General features: G+C 37.6%; 27 protein-coding genes and 1 other annotated feature. Of the genes, 26 read left to right on the top strand and 1 reads right to left on the bottom strand.

Going from position 1 to position 26,586, the window contains the following annotated elements:
- Positions 1 to 61 precede the first annotated feature (61 nt).
- Both MKX78_RS17155 and MKX78_RS17150 read left to right on the top strand, forming a co-directional pair.
- Positions 62 to 2,707 (top strand): valine--tRNA ligase, encoded by a 2,646-nt coding sequence (locus tag MKX78_RS17155; protein WP_341051693.1) that lies wholly within the window; start codon positions 62 to 64, stop codon positions 2,705 to 2,707.
- A gap of 72 nt (positions 2,708 to 2,779) precedes the next feature.
- Positions 2,780 to 4,078 carry a bifunctional folylpolyglutamate synthase/dihydrofolate synthase gene (locus MKX78_RS17150; RefSeq protein WP_095372385.1) on the top strand — a complete coding sequence of 433 codons (1,299 nt, stop codon included), beginning with the start codon at positions 2,780 to 2,782 and terminating at the stop codon, positions 4,076 to 4,078.
- Positions 4,079 to 4,204: 126 nt separating this feature from the next.
- Here MKX78_RS17150 and MKX78_RS17145 read toward each other — a convergent pair whose 3' ends face one another.
- Entirely contained in the window at positions 4,205 to 5,743 is a 1,539-nt protein-coding gene (locus MKX78_RS17145) for a PilW family protein (protein ID WP_307312717.1), read from the bottom strand.
- Between the two features lie 60 nt (positions 5,744 to 5,803).
- On the opposite strand from MKX78_RS17145, the gene MKX78_RS17140 reads away from it, so the two are divergent.
- From MKX78_RS17140 to MKX78_RS17025, 24 genes are all read left to right on the top strand, one after another.
- Entirely contained in the window at positions 5,804 to 6,169 is a 366-nt protein-coding gene (locus tag MKX78_RS17140; RefSeq protein ID WP_307313720.1) for a type IV pilus modification PilV family protein, read from the top strand.
- Positions 6,160 to 6,552, top strand: a complete 393-nt coding sequence (locus MKX78_RS17135; RefSeq protein WP_307312718.1) for a hypothetical protein — start codon at positions 6,160 to 6,162, stop codon at positions 6,550 to 6,552. The genes MKX78_RS17140 and MKX78_RS17135 overlap by 10 nt, the downstream gene beginning before the upstream one ends.
- Positions 6,549 to 7,718: a hypothetical protein gene (locus tag MKX78_RS17130; RefSeq protein ID WP_307312720.1), complete on the top strand. Its 1,170-nt coding sequence runs from the start codon at positions 6,549 to 6,551 to the stop codon at positions 7,716 to 7,718. The genes MKX78_RS17135 and MKX78_RS17130 overlap by 4 nt, the downstream gene beginning before the upstream one ends.
- A 13-nt stretch (positions 7,719 to 7,731) precedes the next feature.
- Positions 7,732 to 9,420, top strand: coding sequence for a GspE/PulE family protein (locus tag MKX78_RS17125; protein WP_307312721.1), 1,689 nt, complete (start codon positions 7,732 to 7,734; stop codon positions 9,418 to 9,420).
- A complete protein-coding gene (locus tag MKX78_RS17120) occupies positions 9,386 to 10,426 on the top strand; it encodes a type IV pilus twitching motility protein PilT (protein WP_341051685.1) in 1,041 nt (346 codons plus the stop codon). Before MKX78_RS17125 ends, MKX78_RS17120 begins: the two co-directional genes overlap by 35 nt.
- Positions 10,419 to 11,621: a type II secretion system F family protein gene (locus MKX78_RS17115; protein ID WP_341051683.1), complete on the top strand. Its 1,203-nt coding sequence runs from the start codon at positions 10,419 to 10,421 to the stop codon at positions 11,619 to 11,621. Before MKX78_RS17120 ends, MKX78_RS17115 begins: the two co-directional genes overlap by 8 nt.
- Positions 11,622 to 11,730: 109 nt before the next feature.
- On the top strand, positions 11,731 to 12,204 hold the full coding sequence (locus MKX78_RS17110; protein WP_095372393.1) for a prepilin-type N-terminal cleavage/methylation domain-containing protein: 474 nt from the start codon (positions 11,731 to 11,733) through the stop codon (positions 12,202 to 12,204).
- 18 nt (positions 12,205 to 12,222) lie between these two features.
- Positions 12,223 to 12,966: a prepilin peptidase gene (locus tag MKX78_RS17105; RefSeq protein ID WP_095372394.1), complete on the top strand. Its 744-nt coding sequence runs from the start codon at positions 12,223 to 12,225 to the stop codon at positions 12,964 to 12,966.
- A 22-nt stretch (positions 12,967 to 12,988) separates the two neighbouring features.
- On the top strand, positions 12,989 to 13,918 hold the full coding sequence (gene pilM / locus MKX78_RS17100) for a type IV pilus biogenesis protein PilM (RefSeq protein WP_157733923.1): 930 nt from the start codon (positions 12,989 to 12,991) through the stop codon (positions 13,916 to 13,918).
- Positions 13,919 to 14,482, top strand: coding sequence for a hypothetical protein (locus MKX78_RS17095; protein ID WP_095372396.1), 564 nt, complete (start codon positions 13,919 to 13,921; stop codon positions 14,480 to 14,482).
- On the top strand, positions 14,479 to 15,162 hold the full coding sequence (locus tag MKX78_RS17090) for a hypothetical protein (protein WP_095372397.1): 684 nt from the start codon (positions 14,479 to 14,481) through the stop codon (positions 15,160 to 15,162). The genes MKX78_RS17095 and MKX78_RS17090 overlap by 4 nt, the downstream gene beginning before the upstream one ends.
- Before the next feature lie 149 nt (positions 15,163 to 15,311).
- Positions 15,312 to 16,250 carry an SPOR domain-containing protein gene (locus MKX78_RS17085; protein WP_341051680.1) on the top strand — a complete coding sequence of 313 codons (939 nt, stop codon included), beginning with the start codon at positions 15,312 to 15,314 and terminating at the stop codon, positions 16,248 to 16,250.
- Positions 16,251 to 16,497: 247 nt separating this feature from the next.
- Positions 16,498 to 17,088 carry a Maf family protein gene (locus MKX78_RS17080; protein ID WP_095372399.1) on the top strand — a complete coding sequence of 197 codons (591 nt, stop codon included), beginning with the start codon at positions 16,498 to 16,500 and terminating at the stop codon, positions 17,086 to 17,088.
- Positions 17,089 to 17,106: 18 nt separating this feature from the next.
- Positions 17,107 to 17,796 (top strand): RadC family protein, encoded by a 690-nt coding sequence (gene radC / locus MKX78_RS17075; RefSeq protein WP_095372400.1) that lies wholly within the window; start codon positions 17,107 to 17,109, stop codon positions 17,794 to 17,796.
- A gap of 163 nt (positions 17,797 to 17,959) precedes the next feature.
- On the top strand, positions 17,960 to 18,982 hold the full coding sequence (locus tag MKX78_RS17070) for a rod shape-determining protein (RefSeq protein ID WP_095372401.1): 1,023 nt from the start codon (positions 17,960 to 17,962) through the stop codon (positions 18,980 to 18,982).
- A 98-nt stretch (positions 18,983 to 19,080) separates the two neighbouring features.
- Positions 19,081 to 19,977: a rod shape-determining protein MreC gene (gene mreC / locus MKX78_RS17065; RefSeq protein ID WP_341051678.1), complete on the top strand. Its 897-nt coding sequence runs from the start codon at positions 19,081 to 19,083 to the stop codon at positions 19,975 to 19,977.
- Positions 19,974 to 20,492, top strand: coding sequence for a rod shape-determining protein MreD (gene mreD, locus MKX78_RS17060; protein ID WP_095372403.1), 519 nt, complete (start codon positions 19,974 to 19,976; stop codon positions 20,490 to 20,492). Before mreC ends, mreD begins: the two co-directional genes overlap by 4 nt.
- A gap of 263 nt (positions 20,493 to 20,755) precedes the next feature.
- The gene (gene minC / locus MKX78_RS17055) at positions 20,756 to 21,433 is read left to right on the top strand and encodes a septum site-determining protein MinC (protein WP_095372404.1); all 678 of its coding nucleotides are present in this window, start codon (positions 20,756 to 20,758) and stop codon (positions 21,431 to 21,433) included.
- Position 21,434: 1 nt separating this feature from the next.
- Complete coding sequence (minD, locus tag MKX78_RS17050) at positions 21,435 to 22,238, top strand: septum site-determining protein MinD (protein ID WP_095372405.1); 804 nt, start codon at positions 21,435 to 21,437, stop codon at positions 22,236 to 22,238.
- A gap of 440 nt (positions 22,239 to 22,678) precedes the next feature.
- Positions 22,679 to 23,461: a M23 family metallopeptidase gene (locus MKX78_RS17045; protein WP_307312739.1), complete on the top strand. Its 783-nt coding sequence runs from the start codon at positions 22,679 to 22,681 to the stop codon at positions 23,459 to 23,461.
- Positions 23,454 to 24,320, top strand: coding sequence for a M50 family metallopeptidase (locus MKX78_RS17040; RefSeq protein WP_095372407.1), 867 nt, complete (start codon positions 23,454 to 23,456; stop codon positions 24,318 to 24,320). The genes MKX78_RS17045 and MKX78_RS17040 overlap by 8 nt, the downstream gene beginning before the upstream one ends.
- A gap of 17 nt (positions 24,321 to 24,337) precedes the next feature.
- Positions 24,338 to 25,780, top strand: coding sequence for an Rne/Rng family ribonuclease (locus MKX78_RS17035; RefSeq protein ID WP_341051676.1), 1,443 nt, complete (start codon positions 24,338 to 24,340; stop codon positions 25,778 to 25,780).
- Between the two features lie 55 nt (positions 25,781 to 25,835).
- Positions 25,836 to 25,915 (top strand) — a sequence feature (ribosomal protein L21 leader region).
- Between the two features lie 13 nt (positions 25,916 to 25,928).
- Positions 25,929 to 26,237, top strand: a complete 309-nt coding sequence (rplU, locus tag MKX78_RS17030) for a 50S ribosomal protein L21 (RefSeq protein ID WP_095372409.1) — start codon at positions 25,929 to 25,931, stop codon at positions 26,235 to 26,237.
- A 12-nt stretch (positions 26,238 to 26,249) separates the two neighbouring features.
- A complete protein-coding gene (locus MKX78_RS17025) occupies positions 26,250 to 26,579 on the top strand; it encodes a ribosomal-processing cysteine protease Prp (protein ID WP_095372410.1) in 330 nt (109 codons plus the stop codon).
- Positions 26,580 to 26,586 lie beyond the last annotated feature (7 nt).

Below are 26,586 nucleotides of genomic sequence, written 5' to 3'. Positions count from 1 at the left end.
TTTTATTTTGCTTTTGTTTGATTGTTAACGATAAGCGAATGTGAGAAAGGATGAATAGGCGATGGAAGAGAATAATATCACGATGCCAACAAAATATGACCCTCAGTCTATTGAACAAGGTCGTTATGATTGGTGGTTAAAAGGAAAATATTTTGAGGCAAAAGATGATCCGGAGAAAAAACCTTATACAATTGTGATACCGCCACCAAATGTAACGGGAAGGTTGCATCTTGGTCATGCATGGGATACAACGCTTCAAGATATTTTGACGAGAATGAAGCGCATGCAAGGGTATGATGTTTTGTGGTTACCTGGTATGGACCATGCAGGTATTGCTACTCAAGCAAAAGTTGAACAAAAACTGCGCGAAGAAGGAAAAAGTCGTTATGATCTTGGTCGTGAAGCGTTTGTAGAGGAAACGTGGAAATGGACGAATGAATATAAAGGACATATTAGACAACAATGGTCTAAGCTTGGTCTCGGTCTAGATTATAACCGTGAACGCTTTACACTAGACGAAGGGTTATCAGATGCTGTACAAGAAGTTTTCGTTGCTTTATACAATAAAGGTTTGATTTATAGAGGCGAGTATATTATTAACTGGGACCCTTCTACTCAAACAGCTTTATCAGATATAGAAGTGATCCATAAAGATGTTCAAGGGGCGTTCTATCATATGCGCTATCCATTAACAGATGGTAGTGGTCATATTGAAATTGCGACAACAAGACCTGAAACGATGTTAGGTGATACAGCGGTTGCCGTTCACCCTAAAGATGAGCGTTATCAACACTTGATTGGTAAAACGGTGAAACTACCTATTACTGGAAGAGAAATTCCGATTGTTGCAGATGATTATGTTGACATGGAATTTGGTTCAGGAGCAGTAAAAATTACACCAGCTCATGACCCAAATGACTTTGAAATTGGTAATCGTCATAACCTAACAAGAATTCTAGTAATGAATGAAGACGGGTCAATGAATGAGAATGCTGGCAAATATCAAGGGCTAAATCGTTTCGAATGTCGTAAACAAATCGTTAAAGATTTGCAAGAAGAAGGTATTCTTTTTGAAATCGAAGAGCATCTTCATTCTGTTGGTCATTCAGAACGTAGTGGAGCAGTTGTAGAACCTTATTTGTCTACCCAATGGTTTGTAAAAATGCAACCACTTGCGGATGCGTCTGTTGAGTTACAAAAGGGTGAAGATAAAGTCAACTTCGTTCCAGATCGTTTTGAAAATACGTATTTACGCTGGATGGAAAATATTCGTGACTGGTGTATTTCTCGTCAACTTTGGTGGGGCCATCGCATCCCAGCTTGGTATCATAAGGAAACAGGTGAAGTATATGTAGGAACAGAAGCACCGAGTGATAGTGAGAACTGGAAACAAGATGAAGATGTGCTTGATACATGGTTTTCATCAGCGTTATGGCCATTCTCTACATTAGGTTGGCCGAATGAAGAAAGTGCTGATTTTAAACGCTATTATCCGACTGATGCGTTAGTAACAGGCTATGATATCATTTTCTTCTGGGTATCTAGAATGATTTTCCAAGGTATTGAATTTACTGGTGGCCGTCCATTTAAAGATGTACTTATTCACGGATTGGTTCGTGATGCGGAAGGTCGTAAGATGAGTAAGTCACTAGGTAATGGTGTTGATCCAATGGATGTTATTGAGAAATATGGTGCAGACTCTTTGCGCTATTTCTTATCAACAGGAAGCTCACCAGGTCAGGATTTGCGTTTCAGCTTTGAAAAAGTAGAATCTACGTGGAATTTTGCCAATAAAATATGGAACGCTTCTCGATTTGCCTTAATGAACATGAATGGATTAACTTATGATGAAATTGATTTAACCGGTGAAAAATCGGTTGCAGATAAATGGATTTTAACGCGCTTAAATGAAACAATTGAAACGGTAACAAGGTTGTCCGATCGTTATGAGTTTGGTGAAGTGGGCAGAATCCTCTATAACTTCATTTGGGATGATTTCTGTGACTGGTATATTGAAATGGCAAAACTGCCATTATACGGTGAAGATGAAGCGGCTAAACAGACAACAAGATCTGTTCTCGCTTATGTATTAGACCAAACAATGAGATTATTGCATCCATTCATGCCGTTTATTACAGAGGAAATCTGGCAAAACCTCCCTCATAAAGGAGAATCGATTACAGTTGCCTCTTGGCCGACTGTGAATGAAGAGCTTTCCGATAAAGTAGCAGCAGAAGAAATGAAACTGCTTGTGGAAATTATTCGTTCTGTACGTAATATTCGTGCAGAGGTAAACACACCATTGAGTAAGAAGATTGATATGCTCATCAAAACAAAAGATGAAAATGTACAGAAGGTTTTAAGTAAAAATGTTGGTTATATTGAACGCTTCTGTAACCCTGAGCAATTAACTATTGCGATTGATGCAAAAGCACCTGATAAAGCGATGACAGCAATTGTTACTGGAGCAGAAATTATTCTGCCATTAGCAGGTTTAATTAATATTGATGAAGAAATTGCTCGTCTACAAAAAGAATGGGATAAGTTAAATAAAGAAGTGGAACGTGTTCAGAAAAAATTAAGCAATGAAGGTTTTATTAAGAAAGCACCTGAAAAAGTAATCTCTGAAGAAAAAGCGAAAGAACAAGATTATAGCGAAAAACGTTCAGCAGTTGAAGCAAGAATGAACGAATTAAAAGGTGAATAAGGTATAATAGGAGAGGAGGCGAAATATCGTCTCCTCTTATAATGGTTATATTAATAAAGGTGGCAGATAGAAATGTTTACAACATATGAAGAAGCAATTGGTTGGATTCATTCTCGTCTTCGTCTTGGGATCAAACCAGGATTACAAAGGATGGAATGGATGATGGAAAAGTTGAATCATCCAGAAAGAAGACTGAAGGTTATACATATAGGGGGAACGAACGGTAAAGGTTCGACACTTGCTTATATCCACTCGATCCTTGAAGCAGAGGGGATTATGGTAGGTACATTTACTTCTCCATATATAGAGCAATTCAATGAACGGATTACATTAGGCGGCAAGCCGATTTCTGATAAAGATATTGTCCAGCTAGTGAATGATATTTATCCACTTGCAGTAGAGCTCGAAGGATCAGAACTAGGAGAGCCATCTGAATTTGAAATTATAACAACAATGGCGATTCATTATTTTGCCCATATTGAACCGGTTGATATTGCTTTGTTTGAAGTAGGATTAGGTGGCAGACTAGATTCAACAAATGTCCTTCATCCCCTATTATCTATCATTACAAATATCGGTCTTGATCACACAGCGATATTAGGTGATACGATTGAGAAGATTGCCTCTGAAAAAGCTGGGATTATAAAGCCTGGAACACCAATTATTACTGGTGTTAAGCAAGATGAGGCAGTGGCTGTTATCGAAAAGACAGCAAAAGAAAAACATGCAAAAGTTTATCAAGCAAATAAGCAATTCCAAGCGGAGCATATCGTATCGACAGAAGTAGGTGAGGCCTTTTCTTTTCAGAATACATTTAGGCAAAGAGACTATTTAGAAATATCGATGTCAGGTGTTCATCAAGTAGAAAATGCTAGCTTGGCGTTGATGGCGGTCGATTTTCTGAATCAATATTTTTCCTTTGTGATTTCAGAAGTAAGCATAGAGAGAGGCTTGAAAAAAATGTATTGGCCTGGTCGTTTTGAGCGCGTGGCAACAGCACCACTAACGATTTTAGACGGAGCACATAATGAAGAAGGAATGGCTGCTGTTTGTGACGAATTAGAAAAGCGCTATCAAGATCGTGATATTTATTTTATTTTTGCAGCATTAAAGGACAAACCACTGCAAGGCATGATTCAAAGAATGGAGGATTGTGCGAAAGCGATTACTTTTGTAGGGTTTGATTTCCCTCGTGCGGCAACAGCTGAGGAACTGTCTGCAATCAGTCAAAAGAATCATCATTTAGTTACAGCTGATTGGCAAGAAGCAATAAAAGAAACGAAGGAAATGATGCGTGAAAATGATGTTTTAGTGATTACAGGTTCCCTATACTTTATTTCCGAAGTAAAGCGTTTTTTTGCTCATCAATAATGATTGGTTACGATGGATATTGCTTGTAGCCGTATAAGTAAAGGGCGTCAAATACTTTTAGAATCGCCCTTTACTTTTTAGTTGACCAACATGAATAGAGCAATTGGCGTTTTCTCATTATGTGTCTTATTCAAGAGGGAAATCCTTTTCTTGAGCAAAAAAATCACTAATCGGGATATAGTTCACTGTTGTTCCCCCACTCATAAGGTAAACGCCATTTTTAGCAATGATACTGCCATTAAATTCTCCTCCATAAAAGGTTACACTTCCATATGGAGCAAATACAACTCCGCTAAATCGTTCAATCCATTGACTTTGTGAACCGATATATACATCACCGGTAGCAATAATTACTGCTTTTGAAAAGGAGTTTATATAACGGTATTTTTCGTCAAGATATGGAGAAATGGTAATATCTTCGCCAAATAATTTCATATTTTCACTTTTTACTGAGGAACCATAGCCATTTGCTTCATACCATCCTGCTGGTTTGGTTTTAAGAAGAGGGTAAGAAGGGATGCTACAACTCGTTAACTTTTCTAAAGATGATCCTTTTTGATAAGCGGATAAATCTATATTATTCGGATGATACAATTCTCCAACATATGTTGCTAAAGCGGAAGGAGAAAAGGATGGAGTCCAATCAACCGTCAAGTCTTGATGAGAAAAAAGCGCCTTCTCAAAGTAAGCATCTTTGATGTATGTGTCACCACCAATATGTACGTTATCTTTATATGTTCCTCCAGGTAACACTGCATCCTTCATTATTGTTAAAGGTTGATAAAAAGTCGTATCCTTAATATTGGCCCTTCCATTCACAACGGTATGACCATAAATAGAACGTCCACCTGAGGCTGAAAAGTCGCCGTTAATACAAACTTGCCCTGGCTTAGAAGCTGATCCTAACCCTGCACTACCTCCTTGTAAATTTACATCTCCATCTATAAATAGATTAGAAACACTACTTAAGGCGCCGCCATTGATCTGGGCAGTTTTTAATGAATCTCCAATATATATGGTGGCATCGCTACCATTGATTCGGTTACCATGAAAGGCAAATGAGGAACCATGGAGAAATAGTTGACTTTCTATCATACATTGATAAAAGCTGTCAGAGCAAGTAGAATTCTCTCCTTCATCAGGGTCCTCGCCATTATCTTCTCCGTCGCCGGGATTCTCCACGTTTCCGGAATCGTCCTCTTTATCTCCTATCAGCAGTTTGTTTATTTTTGTATGAACACCGAAAGTATCTTCTCCGCCTGCAAGAGTGAATTGAACATCAATAACATCACTAGAAATGAGGCAATCCTCAAGAGGTTTCACATCATCTTCATGATAACTACAATAAGGATCTGCTGTGCTTTGATTAGCAGGTTTAATCGAGATGTCTTTGAAGTGAATATCATTTCTTAATAGTAAAGAAGGTAGCGATAAAGAATATTGTGGCGTTGTTGCATATTTTACTTGATGTAAGTCTCTTAAATAAGCCATAATGAGGTTAGATTCTTGCCTTAAATTGACAGAAGTAAAAGTCTTACTTTTTGTTTTCTCTATTGAAATAAAAGTACCATAAATGACAGAACTAATAATTGAAAGGATAGCAATGGTCGCTAGTACTTCAATTAATGTCATACCTATGTTATTTTTATAGTTATATTGACCCATTTCTTTATACCCCCTTCATACCTTTATTTTACATAATAATTACCTGGAGGTGAATGAGGAATTTTTAAACTATTAAAAAAACAAAAGGGGTTAACACTCATTGAAGTCATTGTTTCTCTTTTGTTAATCACGATTGTACTTACTGCGTTTATTTCTGTCTTTATCAATGCAAACGGACAAATAACAAGAGCGGAGAATGATTTTACTGCATTACAACTAGCAGAGAAAGCATTAATAGAGGGAAAGTGCGGTCAAGAAACTGTTGATATAAACGACCAAGAATATGTTATTAAGGTGATTCAGAAGATGGTAGAAGAAAAAGCAATACTGAAGGTTACTGTCTCTACTGGAAAGGAAGGAGATGAGCCTTTAGAGGAACTCTATGGTATATCACAACTTGAAGGTGAGGGTTCAAGGTGCGAGTAAAGGAAAATGGCGAAAAGGGGTATGCACTTGTTACTGTTCTCTTGCTTATATTGTTGCTATTTATTATCATCCCACCGCTTTTGTTAGGTGTCCTTCAATCAACCAAACAAATCACACAAAGTCAATTTGATATCCAACATCGTCGTTTGATTGAAGTAGGAGTAACCCTATTTGCTACCCAAGAAGGGAACAAGGCGATCGCGCTATCTGACCATCACTGTGTGGTTTTCGCTACAGATACATCTTGGGTTGAGATAGAGGATGAGACGAGTGCTTGTAAATGTGACAATGCATTGGATATAGAAGGGTTAGGTATAATCCCTATTTATAAAAATAAGTGCGGATCTGCAATGGCATTCGTACATGAAGGTGAAGAAAAATGAAAGCAAGAATAATTCTAACAAGTATTGTACTAATTCTTCTGCTCATCATCGTTTGGCAGTATGTTGCTCATGCCACTCCTCCTTCTATTCATTCAAGCAAAACGAAAGTGGCAGATGTGGTCATTAAAGGTTTAAGTGAAGGAGAAATAAAAAGTAAGTTACTGCAAAAAATAGAACAATGGCGAAATAAAGCACAAATAAAGGTTGCCTACCTTGATGAAGAATGGATACTTGACCCGCAATTATTTCGCTTTAACGTGGAGGATACTGTTGAAGAACTAACAGAAGGAACAAATAATCCACTTTTTGTTGAATATGATAAGCAATTATTTTATGAGCGTGTAGAAGAATTATTTTCACAATTGACGTTGAATGAAGAAGAAATGAATAAAATCTATGAGGACATTGTAGATAAAGTTAGTAGATTAGAAACATCCTATAATGTGCAAATAGAGGAATACTTACCTGTAACACTTGTACAAGAACCACTCGCTCAAGTTGTACTACAAGTAGATGCTGATTGGAGTGGCTATACCCAATCCATTGCTATCGATAATCGTTCCCTTTTCTCTGTGTTAGATCAATTCGGTGAGGAAAATGATCTACATATAATAGCAACAGGCATTTATCAACTTACCTTACATACGAATTTTTCCATTGAAGAAAGATACATTCAAAATAAGCAGCCAAGCTTTACTGAGGCAGGATATGAAGCTTACGTGGACAAAAAAAGACAACATGATTTCAAATTCTACAACCCTAATACTGTCAATTATACAATCAAAATAGAAGAGAACAGGGGGAGGATGTATTTTACTTTAATGGGGCCACCATTTATTTATGATTATGAAGCCGTAATAAAAGAGACGGAGCAAATTGAGCCACTGACAAAGGTATATAACCAAGAAGGGTTAGAAGACGGTGTGAAAATGATTGAAGAGGGTGCCGTAGGTATACGGGTTGTCATTGAGCGCCAGAAGCGAAAAGGTATGTTTATAGAGACATTTGCTAGATTGAAAGATTATTATCCCCCCATATCTACAATTGAATGGAGAGGTGACGGTAGGGAAGATGAAGAGAACAAAAAAGTAACAAAGGATTCTAATGAAGAAAGTGAACCGCGTGATGATTTATGGGGGATAGAGGGCGAAAAAATGGAGAAATAAAGGAGGAAATCTCTTGCGCAAAAAATTAGGTGAATTATTAATAGATGCCGGTGTTATCACCCATGAAGCATTAGAGAAGGTATTACGGGAAAAGAACAAGAGTCAAAAGCTCGGGGATGCCTTACTACAAAGCGAATTAATAACGGAGAAACAACTCATTCAAGCGCTCGAATGGCAATTGGGCATTCCTCATGTGGACTTAACGGCTTATCCAATCAATCCCTCAATTTTGCAATTTATCTCAATGGAAGTGGCGAAGAGAAATCTTGTCATTCCTTTAAAGCTTGAGGGTGACCATCTCCTCGTGGCGATGGCGGACCCACTAGATTACTATACAATTGATGATCTTCGATTAACAACAGGGTATAAAATTCATCCAGCCATTGCTGCTAAAGATGATATTGTTCGTACGATCCATCGCTCTTATCGAGATGAACCTAAAGAAGAAGTGGCAACTGGGAATGAAAGGCAAGGAAAGCAACGAAGTAGAAGGAATGCACCGATTATCCAGTTAATAGATCAATTATTAAGTAGTGCCATTGCCATGAAGGCTAGTGATATTCATATAGATGCACAAGAAAGCAGTGTTGTTATTCGCTTTCGCGTTGATGGGTTATTACGTCGAGAGAGGGAATTACCGAAATCAATCCAAAATGAACTATTTTCAAGAATTAAAATCATGGCAGAGATGGATACAACCGAGCAAAGAATAGCACAAGACGGACGTGTCAAAATACCAATTGATTATCGCACGGTCGATATAAGGGTGTCTATTATTCCGACGGTTCATGGGGAAAAAGCGGTATTAAGAATATTAGATCGGCAAGAGCGGCTTATGAAGTTTGAACATCTTGGCTTTCAAAAAGAATATTTAATACAAATAAGGCAGATGATTCAGCAACCGGCAGGTATTGTACTAATTACAGGACCAACTGGTGCCGGAAAAACATCTACCTTATATGCCGCCTTGCATGAAATGAATAAAGAAGAAGTCAATATTATTACGATTGAAGACCCTGTTGAACAAATTCTAAAAGGAATCAATCAGCTACAAGTTCATAAGCAAGTGGGGATGACCTTTGCTAGTGGATTGAGATCTATATTAAGGCAAGACCCAAATATCATCATGATCGGTGAAATAAGAGATCAAGAAACAGCTCAAGTCGCTATAAGGGCAGCTTTAACAGGGCATCTCGTTTTAAGTACTCTCCATACAAATGATAGTGTGTCAACGGTGATGAGGTTAATCGATATGGGAATTGAACCTTTCCTAGTGAGCTCAGCATTAAATGGTGTGGTTGCTCAAAGATTGGTACGCAAAGTCTGCCTTGAATGTAGGGAAACCGTTACACCTACTTCGTATGAGCAAACGGTATTTGCTAGCAAAGGAATTGAACCTGAAAACTTACAAAGAGGGAGAGGGTGCAGTCATTGCCAGATGACAGGGTATAAAGGGAGAATCGCTTTACATGAAGTTTTTACATTAAACGACGTTTTGCGAAAAATTATTACTACTGATGATGATACTACTACATTAAAAATCGCAGCCAAGAAAGCTGGGATGAGAAGCTTATTAGAAGACGGATTGCATAAAATCTCTCAAGGACTGACGACTTTAGAGGAAGTGTTAAAAGTAACGATGTTAGAGGAAGGGGGGAGTTTGGGAAATGAAAATGATAGATTTGTTAACGAGCGCGTATAACAAACAGGCATCTGACTTACATATTAGTGTAGGGACTCAACCGATTATTCGTATCAATGGTGTGCTAGAAAGAATCACAGAGGAAATATTAACACCACAGGCGACAGAGGAGATGGCTAAAGAGATCATTCCTATTCACCTTTGGCAAAAGTTTAAAGAAAAAGGGGAATTAGATTTCTCATATGGCATTCCTGGTTTATCCCGTTTTAGAGTCAATGCTTATCATCAAAGGTCATGTATAAGCCTCGCAATTCGTGTTGTTCCAGTCAGCATTCCAACATTGAATCAGCTTTCTTTACCGCCGGTGTTAGCTAAATTAGTTGAGCAACCACAAGGGCTTTTCTTAGTGACGGGACCAACAGGTAGCGGCAAATCAACAACATTAGCAGCTATTATTCAACAAATGAATAAAACTTTTTCTAAGCATATTATCACTTTAGAAGATCCGATTGAGTATTTACATAAACATCATCGGTCAATTATTAATCAGAGAGAAGTCGGTTTTGATACACAAAACTTTGCCAACGGGTTGCGGGCTGCATTAAGACAAGACCCTGATGTCATATTGGTGGGTGAAATGCGTGACCTTGAAACGATTCAAACAGCGATTACAGCTGCTGAAACGGGTCATCTCGTTCTAGGCACATTGCATACATCTAGTGCTCCTTCAACAATTAATCGTATGATTGATGTTTTTCCGGCTGACCAACAAACGCAAATTCGCTTTCAACTTTCATCCGTCTTAGTAGGGGTTTTTTCACAGCGACTCTTGCCTTTAAAAACGGGTACCGGTCGAACGGTAGCTACTGAATTATTAGTGAATACAGCAGCAGTAGCTAACCTTATTCGTAACGAGAAAATCCATCAGCTCATCAATGTGATGCAAACATCAAGAGAGATTGGCATGCATACACTAGAGACAAGCGTAACGAAATTATTACAAAAACAGCTCATCTCTCCGGAGGTGGCTTCTCCTTTTATAAAAGAAAGGAGACGTCATGGCTAGATTCTCCTATGTCGCTAAAAGCTTAAAAGGAAAGCGGACAGGAATCATTCATGGCTGGACAAAAAAAGAGGCGGTCACTAAATTAGAGCAAAAAGGATTTCGGGTTATCGAATTAAATGAAGTGAGAGAAACATTCTGGACAAAAGATATTGCCATAAAAAAGGGATTAAAGACAAGTGTGCTTGTAGTGTATTTGAGGCAATTCGCTGCCCTTTTACAAGCTGGAATTACAGTAATTGAGGCAACAGATATGTTAGCAGAGCAGACGGAAAATAAACGTTTAAAGCAAGCATTATTAAGTATGAGAGACACTTTGGATGAAGGAAAGCCTCTATCGGAAGCAGTAAAAGAACACCCTGATTTGTTTCAGCCTTATATGATTCATATGATACATGCTGGAGAAGCCGGGGGGATGCTAGATGATGTCGTACGCCGTCTGGCCGAATATTACGAAAAACAAAATCAGCTAAAAAACAAGGTTTTATCTGCCCTAGCCTATCCTATTGTTGTCAGCATCATTGCTATTTTTGTTGTTCTATTTTTAATGCTACAAGTGGTGCCGACATTCGTTCAAATGTTCGCAGGCTTCAATGCAGAACTTCCAGCCATTACGATATTTGTCCTTCGTATTAGTGACTACCTTACGATGAACTGGTATATGATTCTCTTTTTCTTATTCGTGCTTGTACTCACGATTTTACTATTTCGTGATCATAAACTCCTTAGAGGTTGTAGAGACTGGTTATTGTTACGTACCCCATTTATCGGAAGAATGCTTATTATTAAAGAGGTCGCTTTATTTACGAGAACATTATCAAGCTTGTTAATCAGTTCTGTATCGATTGTAGAAGCACTTAAAATAGTGGAAAGAATGGCTTCCTTAACGGTAATAAAAACTATTCTACAAGATGCAAGTCTCAGTATTGAGACAGGAAGATCATTAGCGAAGCCGATGAAGAATCGTCTGCTACCTCCATTGCTTTCACATATGATTGCCGTTGGTGAAAGAAGTGGTTCCTTAGATGAGATGCTTGAAAAAGTAGCTGATTTATATGATAGTGAAATCGATCAGACAACCGAACGGATGAAAGCGCTGCTTGAACCGCTTATGATTATCATCTTAGCACTTATCGTCGGTACAATCGTTATCAGTATCGTTGTGCCTATGTTTGATATTTTTAATCATGTTGAATAATATCTACCATTTAGAGGAAAAAATATCTATTTATTTCACAGAAAAATAGGTATAATATACTTAGGTAATTATACCTATTTTAAATAAAAAGATAGAAAGGTAGATGAACATGTTGAAAAAATGGAAAAAACAGTGTAAAAATGAGCGAGGGCTAACGCTTGTTGAATTATTAGCAGTTGTTGTCATCCTTGGTATACTAGCTGCCATTGCTGTGCCTAGTATCGGAGGATTGATTGATAATAGTAAAAAGGATGCTCACGTCGCCAATGCAAGGCAGATGATTAGTTCAGCTAAATTAATGGTAGCTTCAGAGGATGTTATTCAAGAGAACAATGGAAATAAAATAATATACTTAGCTGATATAGAGGAATCTGGTTATTTGGAAAAGATGGATGATCCAGATAAAGTTAAAAATGGATATAAAAGAAATAAAAATAAAAATGGTTCCTATGTTGAAGTTGAAAAAGATAAAAGCAATATCACATACAAAGTTTTCTTAACAAACGGAGAAAGATCAGTTTCTGATGGAAATAATGAAGCCGTTCTAGAATCTGACTTATCTAGAGAAAGTGTTAAGGAATAAAGTTAGGAGGTCAATCACATACTACTAATCTACTTATTTATCATAGGCCTCATCCTCGGCTCCTTTTACAATGTTGTCGGTTTGAGGGTACCTGTGAAAAAATCGATTGTAAAACCGCGGTCAGCTTGTACTGACTGTGGCCATAACTTACAAGCGTATGAATTGGTGCCAGTGTTATCTTATTTATTTCAGCGCGGGAAATGTCGTCACTGTGGTGTGAGGATCTCGCCCTTATATCCTATTGTTGAACTGTTAACAGGGCTGTTATTCGTGCTTGCGCTTGTCACGTTAGGTTGGACGCCAGAGCTTTTGTTTGCTCTAACGTTGATATCTTTATTTATGATTATTTTCGTTTCGGATATTCAATATATGTTAATACCGGATCGTATTTTGCTAAGTTTTGCAGTCATTTTTATAATAGAACGATTGATTTGGCCACTTTCACCTTGGTGGGATAGTTTAGTAGGTTGCGCTATTGGCTTCTTTTTGCTTCTTGCCATTGCAGTTGTGAGTAATGGTGGGATGGGCGGTGGTGATATTAAACTGTTTGCGTTATTAGGGTTTGCTCTTGGTGCAAAGCTTGTCTTGTTAACCTTTTTCCTTGCGACGATTTACGGCGCTGTATTCGGTTTACTAGCTATGCTAGTAGGCAAAGTTAAACGAGGCAACCCCATCCCCTTTGGCCCCTTTATTGCAGCTGGAGCGCTTTCTGCTTACTTTTTCGGCAAAGAAATATGGCTGTATTATTTACAAATCTTCTAGTTTAGACAAAGGAGTTTAAATGATGGCTTTATCTTTCTTAAGAAAAAGCTTTTGTAATATAGTCATAGAGGATGATTGCATTCGCTATTGCCAAGTGAACAAGCGGCAGTTTCCCTATGGTACAAAGCTAGCAGTGAAACCTATTGCAAAAGGAATCATTGAAGAAGGAAAAATAATAGATGAAACGGGGTTATCCTTAATCCTCCAAAGCTGTGTGGAAGACTGGCAGCTTCATCGGAAAAAAGTTAGATTTATAGTTCCGGATGGACAAAGTGTTGTAAGGTCAGTAGTTATTCCTGATGAAGTGCCTGCAAAGCATATTCATGGATATTTGGATATGGAAATAGGGGCTAGCATTCATTTACCATTTCAACAACCAGTATTTGATTATCACCTCATGCCTAATAAAGAGGTGAATGAAGAGAAACGTGTGTTGTTAGTTGCTGCGGAGGAGACGCTCGTTCATCAGTTTGAACAAGTAATCGCTCAAGCTAATGTTTACCCAGAAGAAGCAGAGATCACAGCATTATCTTTATGGAGGTTGAGCGCCTATTTAGGATTAGCAGAGGATAATGAGAGTGTTGTTATCATTCATTTTGAAAAACAAGGTGTTCATATCTCTATCATTCATCATGGCATTCCTATGCTTGTTCATTATTTACCCTATGATGACAATATAGAATTAACCAATGATGATTATTTATTTACCGAAGTGTATCGTGAAGTGGATCGATTACAAGATTTTCATTTTTTCACCCTTCAACAAACCAATCATGCAACTACAAGTGTTTTATTAAGTGGTGAAAATATTATACATAGTTTTCAGTTGTTTTTAAGTAGTAGAATGACAAGCCGTATAGCTATTGTTGACGCTAGGAAAATAATGGATGATGAAACGATTGTACCTTCGATGAATAAGGTGCTGGGGTTAGCGTTAAAGGATGTGCTTTAAATGACGGTCAATATAAATTTGTTGCAAAAGCAAAAGCCTTTAGTTAACCCAACTTTTATAGTTATCTTGTTGGTCATCCTGCTGCTACTCTTAGCTTCGATTTTCGTAGGAGCCTACAAAATAAAAAGAAGTATCCAATCAAGTGAGGAAGAATTAGCGTATATACAAGTTGAAATAATAGAGCAAACAGAAATGTCGAATGAGAGAGAGCAATCACAATCGCTAGAAGAGTTAATGAATGCAACAACTTGGCTAGAACAAGAACGCGTGAATATCACCGGGTTTTTATCTGAATTAACAGCTCTTTTGCCAACAAGAGGCTATATTCTTTCGCTGCAGCTATCGAACAAAAATGAGGTTGAGATGCTTGTTCAATTTGATACACAAAGAGAAGCAGCTTATTTATTGCACAGTATTAAACAAGCTGATTGGTCTATAGATGCGTCTTTAGCAACGATTAATGAACAACAGGCAGCTGAAATGGAACGGTCTCGTTTTGAAGCAAGTTACTCCTTCACGTTTGATCCCTCTTATTTCTCAATTGTAGAGGAGGAAAAACGTTGACTGTGTTCAAAGGAAGTAAATATTGGTTGTTGGTAATTGTTTTATCCATGCTTATAACAGTTGTATTAACCTACGTTCTTTACTTATACCCACTCAAGTTAGAGGAATCGGCCATAAAAAAAAGAGTCATTACAGAAGAAGCACGGTTAAATAGCTTAAAGGAACAAGGCTCTTCCGCAACGGTATCACAGACAGAACAATGGGAAGATGCTCAACTACATCTACCTATCGAGCCATTAGAAGAACAGTTTTTATTATTATTAGATGAAGCGGCAACGGTCAATAAGATTCAGCTTACACAAATGGCCATTAATGTTGAAAGAGTTCATTCGGATGAGACGGCAAATAGTGAAACAATCAATGATATTTCGACAACATCAGAAGAAGGTATTGTTGAAGTAAAGTTGCCCAATGGATTAGAAAAGACCGTCATTAGCATGCACTTGCAATCTCAAAGCTATGAGGATTGGCTTTCATTCACAGAGGAATTACAGCATCTAGAGCGGTATACAACCATTGAATCAATCGAAATCACCCAGGTGAAAGATGGTATAAGAGATTACACTATGGTTGTATCAGTTTATCATTTTCCTACCGCTATTGATTTAAAAGAAAATGATCCTAAAATCGTCAATGATCAAGCTGCTGGCAAGTCCTATCCTTTTGAAGATAGAGACTGATGCCTTTCTTTGACAAAGTTTTTATCCATGATGGAATTTGACGAAATCATTCTGTAACAAGACGACAAAAGTCTTGTTATTTTTTTTTTCTCCTATGATAAAGTGATGAAAATAATAGTAAAAGGTAAGAGGGAGGGAAGTGGACAAAGATGGACAAGCATAATGGAAAGGCGAGAACAATCACAATAAAATTAAATCAGGACGGGCAACCGAAGCATAAAGAAGAAGGTGTAAAGGAGCAAGCGGCCACAAAGGAAAATGAAGCGGAGGATCAATTTGATTGGATTTTACCAAGTGGAGAAGAAGAAGTAGATTGGGAGAAAGAACTTGCAGATAGAGAAAAAGTGACGAAAAAGAAAAACAAATACTGTAAAAGCACAGCTAAGAAAAGTAGTTTTAAACAAATGAAATATCAATTAAACCCGTCGATGTTTTTTACCATTCTGTTTGCTGTTGTTATCGGAACGGGATTTGGGTTGGTAATGTTAAATGTTCTCGATAAAGGGGAAACGGCAGAAGGAGGCGCAGCAAGTTCCCAAGTAGGTGCATCAGGAGCAGTAACTGCGGGTAGTGAGACGGCAGAATTACCTGCTTTAGATACGTTTATCGTCCAAGGAGGTGTTTTTACTACCAAGGATAGTGCAGAGGGTATCGCTGCTTCGTATAAGGAAAAAGGCATTCCTACATTTATCCACCAGAATCAAGAACAATATACACTTATCATCGGAGTAGCAGCTACAAGTGAAGCGGCTAAGACTATGAGTACCCAATTAGAAGGTCAAGGTGCAGAAGTGTTTGCTAAAGAGTATACGATTGATGGTGCTAAGGTAGAAGGTTTAACTGCAGAAGAAAAGAAAATCTTAGAGCTCTCACCCCAAGTGTATCAATTATTGACAGGTGAAGCGTCCCCTGAACAAATTAATGCATATTCAAGTACGCTAAATGAGATTAATCAAGGACTGAACCATGAAGACCTAATAGCATTAAAGGATAAAATGCTTACTGCTCTAAAAGCTAATAACGGAAAGGACGCTCAACAGGCAGCCTTAAATTTCCTACAATCATATACGGTCATCGTTCAAACTTAAAAGTTTCTTAGTATATTATTTTCTGGGGAATAATTTAATTTTATTTCTAATTGAATCTATGAAACACTGATTTCACTGTCTATATTTATTTTTAGCAGATTACCTCTCTTTAGCTCGATTTTCTTCGGGCTATTTTTTGTGGGAAATTCATATTATTAGATGATTTAAAATTGTTAATAGGTGGATTGTTTGATACGATAGAGAAGTATCTCCCAATTTGAAATACGATGAAAGTAAGGTGAACCACATGCAAACACAAACCCTCATACTCGCTTCCACTTCTCCTCGTAGAAAACAGCTACTTGAACAAATAAATTTATCTTTCAAAGTAAAAGGCAGTCATGTTGATGAGCAGTTTGAAGCCAATTTAAAGCCGGATGAAATTGTGCAAGAATTGGCGGAACGAAAAGCGAGAGCAGTCTACAATAACGAAAGTGATACTTTTGTTATTGGCTCAGATACGGTTGTTGTCCAAAAAGGCGAGGTTTTAGGCAAACCGATTGATGAAGATGAAGCGTATCTTATGCTTAAGAACCTATCGAACGGTACACATGAAGTGTACACAGGTGTAGCGATACTAACAGCTAATAAAATAACTCGTTTTTCTGTTGTTACAAAAGTTGAATTTTGGCCGCTTTCAGAAGAAGAAATCTATGCCTATATCCAAACGGGTGAGCCTTTTGACAAAGCGGGGGGCTATGGGATCCAAGGAATTGGTGCAACACTTGTTAAACAAATACACGGAGACTATTTTGCTGTGATGGGATTGCCTATTTCACAAACGATTAGAGAGTTGCGCAAAATGGGCTATTCACTTCCTCACCATTTGTTTGGATAATGAAAAAGGAGGAAAGGGATGCATACGGAAAGCTTAATGATTAAAGACTTCCCTCAAGATGAAAAGCCGAGGGAAAGGTTAATGCAGAGTGGACCAGAGAGCTTATCCAATCATGAACTAATAGCTATTTTATTGCGGACAGGGACAAAAAATGAATCTGTTTTGCAGCTGTCCAATCGCTTGCTAACAAAGTTTGATGGATTGCGTTTATTAAAGGATGCTTCCCTTAGCGAAATTACCGAAGTGAAAGGTATTGGCCAGGCAAAAGCCATTCAAATCATGGCAGCTGTAGAAATCGGCAGAAGAATGGCTAATTTAACCTTCGATGAAAGATACAGCATTCGTTCACCAGAAGATGCTGCTAATTATGTGATGAACGAAATGCGTTTTCTATCTCAGGAACATTTTGTTTGTCTTTATTTAAACACTAAGAACCAAGTTTTAAGCAAGCAAACCATTTTTATTGGTAGCTTAAATGCCTCTATTGTTCACCCACGAGAAGTGTATAAAGAAGCTTTCAGACAGTCTGCCGCCTCGATTATTTGTCTGCATAATCACCCCTCTGGCGATCCGACTCCAAGTAGAGAAGATATTGATGTGACGAAAAGGCTAACTGAATGTGGTAAAATAATTGGGATAGATATTCTCGATCATATTATCATTGGTGAAAAGAAATTTGTCAGTTTAAAGGAAAAAGGTTATATCTAGCACTATGTTTTTATTTGACGATACGATATAATATTGTTTATGATTTTTTAGGGGAAGTATAGTATTTTACCTATCATTTTTTTAAGAATGAGGGACTGTCAGATGCCCTATTAAATAAACCTTATTTTAAAAATCGTATAGTATCAGAAAGGGAGATACAGGAATGTTTGGATTTGGTACAAAAGACCTTGGGATAGATTTAGGAACAGCAAATACACTTGTGTATGTAAAAGGTAAAGGAATCGTTGTTAGAGAGCCATCGGTCGTGGCACTTCAAACTGATACGAAACATATTGTTGCCGTTGGGAATGACGCTAAAAATATGATTGGTCGTACACCGGGAAATATCGTGGCATTAAGACCAATGAAAGATGGCGTAATTGCTGATTATGATACGACAGCAACAATGATGAAATATTATATGAAACAAGCGAATAAAAATAAGGGCATTTTTTCAGGTAAACCGAATGTTATGGTCTGTGTACCATCTGGCATTACTGCAGTAGAAGAAAGAGCTGTAGTAGATGCAACTAGACAAGCTGGTGCAAAGGATGCATTTACCATTGAAGAACCATTTGCAGCAGCAATTGGTGCGAATTTACCTGTATGGGAGCCGACAGGAAGTATGGTTGTGGATATTGGTGGTGGTACAACTGAAGTGGCTATTATTTCTTTAGGGGGAATAGTTACAAGCCAATCAATCCGCATTGCTGGGGATGAAATGGATGATGCAGTCATTAATTATATCCGTAAAACTTATAATTTAATGATTGGTGACCGAACTGCTGAAATGATTAAATTAGAAATTGGTTCTGCTAGTGAAGCGGAAGGTGTAGAAAACCTTGAAATCCGTGGGCGTGATCTTTTAACTGGATTACCAAAAACAATTGAGATTACAGGTGATGAAATTTCAAAAGCATTAAAAGATACGGTATACTCTATTGTTGATGCTGTAAAAGTAACATTAGAAAAAACACCGCCGGAGTTAGCAGCTGATATTATGGATCGTGGCATTGTTTTAACAGGTGGAGGAGCGTTGTTACGCAATTTGGACAAAGTGATTAGTGAAGAAACAAAAATGCCTGTTCTTATTGCTGAAAATCCACTGGATTGTGTGGCGATTGGTACCGGTAAAGCATTAGATCATATTCATTTATTTAAAAATAAATCTAAAGACTCTCGTTAAGAATAGTGACCTACAGAAAAATTAGGCATTAGTGGCTGTCATTAATGCCCTGTTTTTCAAGTTTTTTTGCATAAAATATAACAATCGAGGTGTTTAGCATGCCACAGTTCTTTCTGAATAAACGCCTGATTATTTTGCTTGTAAGTATCATTATTCTCGTATCGTTGATAGGCTTTTCTTTAAGAGAGAGAGATAGTGTTACATGGCCAGAACAGTTTTTGAAAGATATGACAGGATGGGCGCAGAACATTGTTGCTGGTCCAACACAGTACATTGCTGGTTTCTTTGAAAATGTTCAAGACTTGCAAAATACATATGAAGAAAATAAAGAACTGAAATCTAGATTAGATAAACTAGCATTTTTAGAGGCAGAGGTACAATTGTTAGAAAAGGATAATGCTGAGCTTCGTGAAATACTAGAAAAAGAAGATAGTTTAACCGACTATGAACCTATACAGGCTACAGTAATCGGTAGAAATCCTTTAAGGTGGGAAGAAAAGCTTACCATAAATAAAGGAACCAGAGACGGCATCGAGGCAAATATGGCGGTTATTACAGCCAATGGACTGATTGGTAAGGTGAAAAGTGCACAAACCTTCACGTCCACGATTCAGCTGGTGAGTTCTAAAGATCCAACGAACCGTATTTCAGCTGTTGTTCAAGATGATGAGAAAAAAGAAGAAACTTTTGGTTTAATTGAAGGCTACGATGAAAAAACAAAACGTTTGCTTATGACGAAGATACCTTATGATGCAAAAGTAGAAAAAGGGCAAATGGTAGTGACATCTGGTTATGGTGGAGTATTCCCTAAAGGCTTGCCAATTGGAAAAGTTGTTGAGGTTACACCTGCGGAATATGGCCTTACACAAACTGCTTATATTGAGCCGAATGCGGACCTATATGACATTCAACATGTGATGGTAACAAAACTTAACAGCATTAATCCAGAGATTCAAGAAGAGCTTGAAGAATTAAATGAGGAGGAAGAAAGTTGAGAAAATATCTTCTCCCTCTCTTATTTATTTTCTTATTCGTCATTGAAAGTACATTTGCCCTTATGGTCGCTCCAACAGAGATGTTTGCAAATGAGAGATGGCTTATCCCGCATTTTTTACTTGGAGCGATTATGCTTTTAGTTATTTTTGGCTCGAGGAAGCTAGGTTTACTTTATGCTTTTATTTTTGGATTGCTGTTTGACATTGTTTATACTGAAATTATCGGTATTAACCTATTTTTATTTCCAGTTGTCACTTATATTGTGTATCAACTAATGAAGATCTTACAGAATAACCTTATTGTGACGACAATCATTACTCTTTTTGGTGTAGCATTAATGGAGCTAGGATCTTTCGGGGTCAACTATATTATTAGTATTACAACAATGGGATTCTCGGATTTCATCTTTATGAGATTCATTCCAACACTTATATTGAACCTCATTTTTATCGTCATAGTCATTTTTCCATTGAAGAAATATTTTGAAAGATATGTTGAACGACTATCGTTATAATGTTAAGTCTGTTCTAGTCAATAATGAAGGAAAACGAAGAAATAAAGTTGAATGACTGTTTGCAGGCAACTTTAGAAACCGGTTATCCGGTTTCTTTTGCCATATAATTATTCTTTTCAACCAGAGTGAAGATTGAGTTTGCAAGAAAAAAGGATTTTGCAAACTGATGTCGAATTTATTCCTACAATATGTATTGAGAATCAGAATGAGGCGAGATAACAGAATGGATCTGTTCTTGTCTTTCTTGAGGTGAACATCTTGAAATGAATAAAAGACAAAATGTAACGATGAAGGGCACAAAGGATGGGATTACACTCCATCTTGATGATGCCTGTTCTTATGAGGAACTTAAAAAAGAGTTAAATCATAAATTAATAGAGAGTAGTAAAAGTCAAGAAGATAAATTGATATCTGTCCTTGTACATACAGGTAATCGCTATTTAACCTCCTCTCAAGAGGAAGAGATAAAAGAGTTAATCAGGCAAAAGAAAAATCTTGTTGTGGAGTCTGTGCTTTCTAATGTACTGACAAAGGATGAGGCTGAAAAGCAAAAGCAAGCAAATGAAATCGTCTCTATAACAAAAATTGTTCGGTCAGGTCAAGTGATTGAAGTCCCGGGGGATTTATTGCTCATTGGAGATGTAAACCCTGGAGGAACAGTAAGAGCTGGTGGCAATATTTTTATTATGGGCGAGCTAAAAGGAATTGCACATGCGGGTTACTATGGTAACCAGGAGGCTGTGATATCAGCTTCTATTATGAGACCGACACAGCTTCGAATTTGTGATAGTATCACTCGTGCGCCTGATGAAAAACAAGATGAGAACAGTCGCGAAATGGAATGTGCTTATATGAATGAAGAGCAGCAGATCATTATCGACAGACTACAAGTATTGGTACATGTAAGACCAAATATATCGAATTTGCAAGGGGGATTCTAGAGTGGGAGAAGCGATAGTCATTACATCCGGAAAAGGCGGCGTTGGTAAAACAACAACATCTGCAAATATTGGTACAGCATTAGCCCTGCAAGGAAAAAGAGTGTGCCTTGTGGATACAGATATTGGACTAAGAAATCTTGATGTTGTTATGGGCCTTGAAAACCGTATTATTTATGATTTAGTGGATGTAGTTAAGGGGCGTTGTAAGATGCAGCAAGCCCTTGTGAAGGATAAACGCTTTGATGATCTTCTTTATCTCCTGCCTGCGGCACAAACAAGTGATAAGAACGCGGTTGACCCGGACGAAATGAAAATATTAATAGACGATTTAAAGCAGGATTTTGATTATATTATTATTGATTGTCCTGCGGGAATTGAACAAGGCTATCGTAATGCCGTTTCAGGAGCAACAAAAGCGATTGTTGTAACTACACCAGAGGCAACAGCGGTACGCGATGCCGATCGCATTATCGGGTTGTTAGAGCAAGAAGATCATATCGAACGTCCAAGGTTAGTCATTAATCGTATCCGACCACAACTCATGAAAAACCGTGATACGATGGATATTGATGATATTACGAGACATCTCGATTTAGAATTATTAGGCATTGTAGCGGATGATGATCAAGTGATTCGGGCGACAAATCAAGGAGAACCCATCGCAATGGATCCAAATAATATCGCATCTATTGCTTATCGAAATATTGCCCGCAGAATTCTTGGCGAATCTGTACCACTTCAACAACTTCAAGAAGAGAATACCGGTGTTTTTACAAAGATAAAGAACTTCTTCAAAGTAAAATAACAAAAGAAATCCTTAGTGAACTGTTGTCACTAAGGATTTCTTAATATTTGACATGGGAAAAGAAATAGGACTATGGAATATTCTGCTGATAGTAATAAGTAGTACAGCAAACGGTCCAAATGCACCATCCATGAATAAGCCATTCAATTGCAGAAATGTAAGCTTTTCATCAAAAAGCGACGTATAGTCAATTACCCCTGTTAGTACCCCTATCTTCTTCTATAGAAAGCACTCTAAGAGCACGATCATTCATAATAAAAGGATTCACTATCAATAGTCTAAGAGTAAACACAGATATAATGATCATTTATAAGTAGGTAGCTTTCCAACTGCATCTAGGTGTTTGACAACATAAAAAATACTTCTCCCTTATCTATCTGTCATACTTAAAAACCTCACATCATAGACTTGTACAAATGCTGATGAATAGGTGGGAAGTTATGATGAGCTCAAGAGCTGATGATATAAGAAAACGGATGGCTAAAAGAAAAAAAGAGATGGAGAAGAATAAGCCTGTTCAAAAAAAATCGAAAAAAATGAATTGGTTGCAAGATGAGGAGAGGCATGGATTTGACCAACTTCCCTCATATGATAGTCCACCTCCTAAAGATTCAAATACGAATCACCCTTTATTTAAAAAGGAGGTTTTTCTATTTAAAGTGCTCGTATCAGCCTGCTTATTCCTCATAGTAGCCATTATGTTTAAAAATGATGGAGCAATTTTTGAAAAGCCGAAAGCCTTTGTTGTAGAGGCAATGGATAAGAATTTTCAGTTTGCTACTGTTATTAATTGGTATGAAGAGCAATTCGGACAAACCTTTGCCCTTTTGCCAAAGCAGAAACAGACAGAAGAATCTGTTGAGGAAGCGCAACCAAGCTTACCAGCAACAGGCAAGGTATTACAAGCGTTTGAGCAAGATGGACAAAAAATTTCGATTGAAACAAACATGGGTGAAAAAGTAGAGGCTGCAAATGGAGGAGTCGTTGAATTTATTGGCGAAAAACCTGGGTTTGGACAAACCGTTATCATTCAGCATGCCGATCAAAGTCAATCTTGGTATGGCAATTTAGCTGAAATTGATGTAAAGGCATATGACTATGTTGAAAAAAGTGCAGAAGTAGGAGAAGCGGCTACTAAAGAGGATGGGAAAGGCTTGTTTTATTTTGCCATTAAAAAAGGGGATGACTTTGTTGATCCTTCACAGGTGATTCCTTTTGAATAAATGGATATTACTTTTTAAGCAGATACGTATCCATCCTTTACTCTGGTTGGTAGTCGGATTAGCTGTTATCACTTCTCATTTCAACGAGCTTTTTCTTTTACTATTGATTATTTTTGTTCATGAAATAGGACATGCTGTGGCCGCACAGTTTTTTTCTTGGAGAATAAAAAGCATTGTGTTACTTCCATTTGGCGGTGTGGCAGAGATGGACGAACATGGTAATCGCCCATTAAAAGAAGAGTTAATGGTAATTTTAGCAGGACCTATACAGCATGTTTGGATGATTGCTGCTGCCTTCCTATGTTTTGAATGGCAGCTAATCACACCTGAGTACTTTTCATTGTTTGTCCAGTATAACTTGATGATCTTACTTTTTAATTTGCTTCCGATTTGGCCATTGGATGGTGGGAAATTAGTCTTTTTGTATCTGTCTTATTTTTATGCATTTGGTGATGCACATAGGAAGGCGTTGCAGCTGTCTATTTTTATGCTCATATTGTTTTTAATTGCTTCTCTTTGGATTCTCCCTTTTAATATTAATATTTGCATCATCCTTGCATTCTTACTTTTTTCCTTATACTATGAATGGAAACAGCGCAGATATATATTTATGCGGTTCTTATTGGAACGATACTATGGAAAGCATAGTGAACTACGTAAATTAAAACCGTTAGTCGTTCAAGAATCTGAACCAATCATGAAAGTGCTCGAGAAATTTCAACGAGGTTGTAAACACTCGATTATTGTTGAGACGGGGAATAAAGAAAAGAGTGTGCTAGATGAAAATGAGTTATTACATGCGTACTTTGCGGAAAAGAATGTGTCAGCTCAAATAAGTGACTTAGTGTATGTTTATTAGAAGCGAGGAAAGTAGAATTGAAAAGATTAGTGATCAATACAATAAATAGAGAAAAAAGGTATGCCTTGCTCGATCAAAATGAAGTTGAAGAATTGTATATTGAACCATTACAACTCGAAACAAAAGTAGGGAATATCTATCTAGGCATAGTTGAAAAGGTTATGCCAGGGTTAAATGCACTCTTTGTCAATATTGGTGAAGAAAAGAGTGGCTTTTTGCATAAGGATAAATTGCAAAGTTATGCACTTGAAGATGATGATAAGAAGGAAAAACGTAACCTTTCTTCTTTTGTCCATCAAGGGGAAAGGTTACTTGTACAAGTAGAAAAGGATCAAACGGGAACGAAAGGACCAAGGTTAACGGGGATCGTAGAATTGCAAGGCAATTATATGGTCTATTTGCCGTATGGGAACTATCTTGCTGTATCGAAGAAAATTACTAATCAGAGTGTCAGAGAACAGTTAAAGCAAAACTTTGCGAGGTTGCTCGAAGCCAAGGAAGGGCTAGTAATTAGGACTGCTGCGAAAGATGTTGATATGGCTGTACTTAAAAAAGAATTAACGCAATTGCGTGTAAAATATCAGCAACTCTATGCCGCCTCTCTCTTAATAAAAAGACCCGGTGTTATTCAAACGGAAGATCAATTTTTACATAAAGTACGTCAAGTCATACAAAAAATGAAGAGTGGGGAAGTAATTGTGGATGATACTACTGTCAAAAAGCAGTTACAGCCTAAAGACAATGTCACATTTCACCTTCATACGGATCAAGAAGCTATCTTTACTTCCTATGGTCTTGAACGTGAAATTGAAAAAGCATTAAAAAGAATTGTATGGTTAGATAATGGTTCTTATCTGATTTTTGATGAAACAGAAGCGTTAGCTATTATTGATGTGAACACAGGTAAATTTTCTGGAAAACACCAATTGCAAGATACGGTCTTAAAAACAAATGAATTAGCGGCAAGGGAGGTAGCGAGACAAATACGTATCAGGGACCTAGCAGGAATGATACTAATTGATTTTATTAGTATGGAAAAAGAGCAGGATAGAATACATATTTTATCTGTGATAAAAGAGGCGCTAGCTACCGATGAAAGACAAATAAAAGTAATTGGATTTACACCTCTTGGTATTTTACAATTGACGAGAAAGAAAACGAAGGTGTCTCTTTCTGAAGCTTTACAGGAGAATTGTACAGTTTGTCATGGGACGGGTAAGGTATTGCGCGCAGAAACGGTTGCCTTTCGCTTAGAGAGAGAATTGTGGTCGTATCGCACCCGTGATGAGGAAGCGGTTCTTATAGAAGTGACAAGGGATGTCGTTGCTGTATACACTAAAGAGGAGTTACAGCAATTAGAAGAGAGCTGTGCGAAACACCTTGTTTTCGATTTCATCGATCGCCCAAAACCAAGCTATCAAATAAAAAGATTTGGTCCATTGAAAGAAATGCAAGTGTAATCGTATTGACAGTACAGTATGTGTATGATAACATTTTGATGTTATGTTTGTAGCGCCCATGCTACAACCGCGCAGAAAAGGTCATTAAGCTTCTGCTTTGGCAGAACACCTGGGATGGCGAGTCTTAGTCTTAAGAGGAGGTGCAGTTATGTACGCAATTATTGAAACTGGTGGTAAGCAAATCCGTGTAGAAGAAGGTCAAACAATCTACATCGAAAAGCTTAACGCAGAAGCAGGCGAAACAGTTACTTTTGAAAAGGTTCTTTTCGTAGGTGGAGACAGTGTGAAAGTTGGAAGCCCAGTTGTTGATGGTGCTTCAGTTACGGCTAAAGTTGAAAAACAAGGTCGTGCGAAGAAAATCACTGTATTCAAATACAAAGCAAAGAAAAACTATCATAAGAAACAAGGTCACCGTCAACCGTACACTAAAGTCGTGATTGATAAAATCAACGCATAAGGTTGATGATTGATGATTGATGTAAGCATTCATCGTAATCGTTCTGGACTCATACAATCATTTGAAATAAGTGGTCATGCCCTGTTTGCTAATAATGGTGAGGACATTGTCTGTGCAGGTGCATCAGCTGTTTCAGTTGGGTGCGTTAATAGCATCCATCAGTTAGCGGGAGTTACTCCGCATATTCAAATGGAATCTGGACTATTATCCTGTATTCTTCCGAGCAATCTTGCTCAAGATATAGAAGAAAAAGTCCAATTATTGCTTGAGGGTATGGTTGTCTCATTGCAAACGATCGTTGAGAACTATCCGGAAAATATAAAAATAACCTTCAAACAGTAGGAGGTGG

The organism is Cytobacillus sp. FSL R5-0569 (assembly GCF_038007265.1).
In the GTDB taxonomy this organism is placed as follows: Bacteria; Bacillota; Bacilli; order Bacillales; family Cytobacillaceae; genus Cytobacillus; species Cytobacillus kochii.
This window is presented reverse-complemented; position numbering and strand designations above follow the sequence as displayed.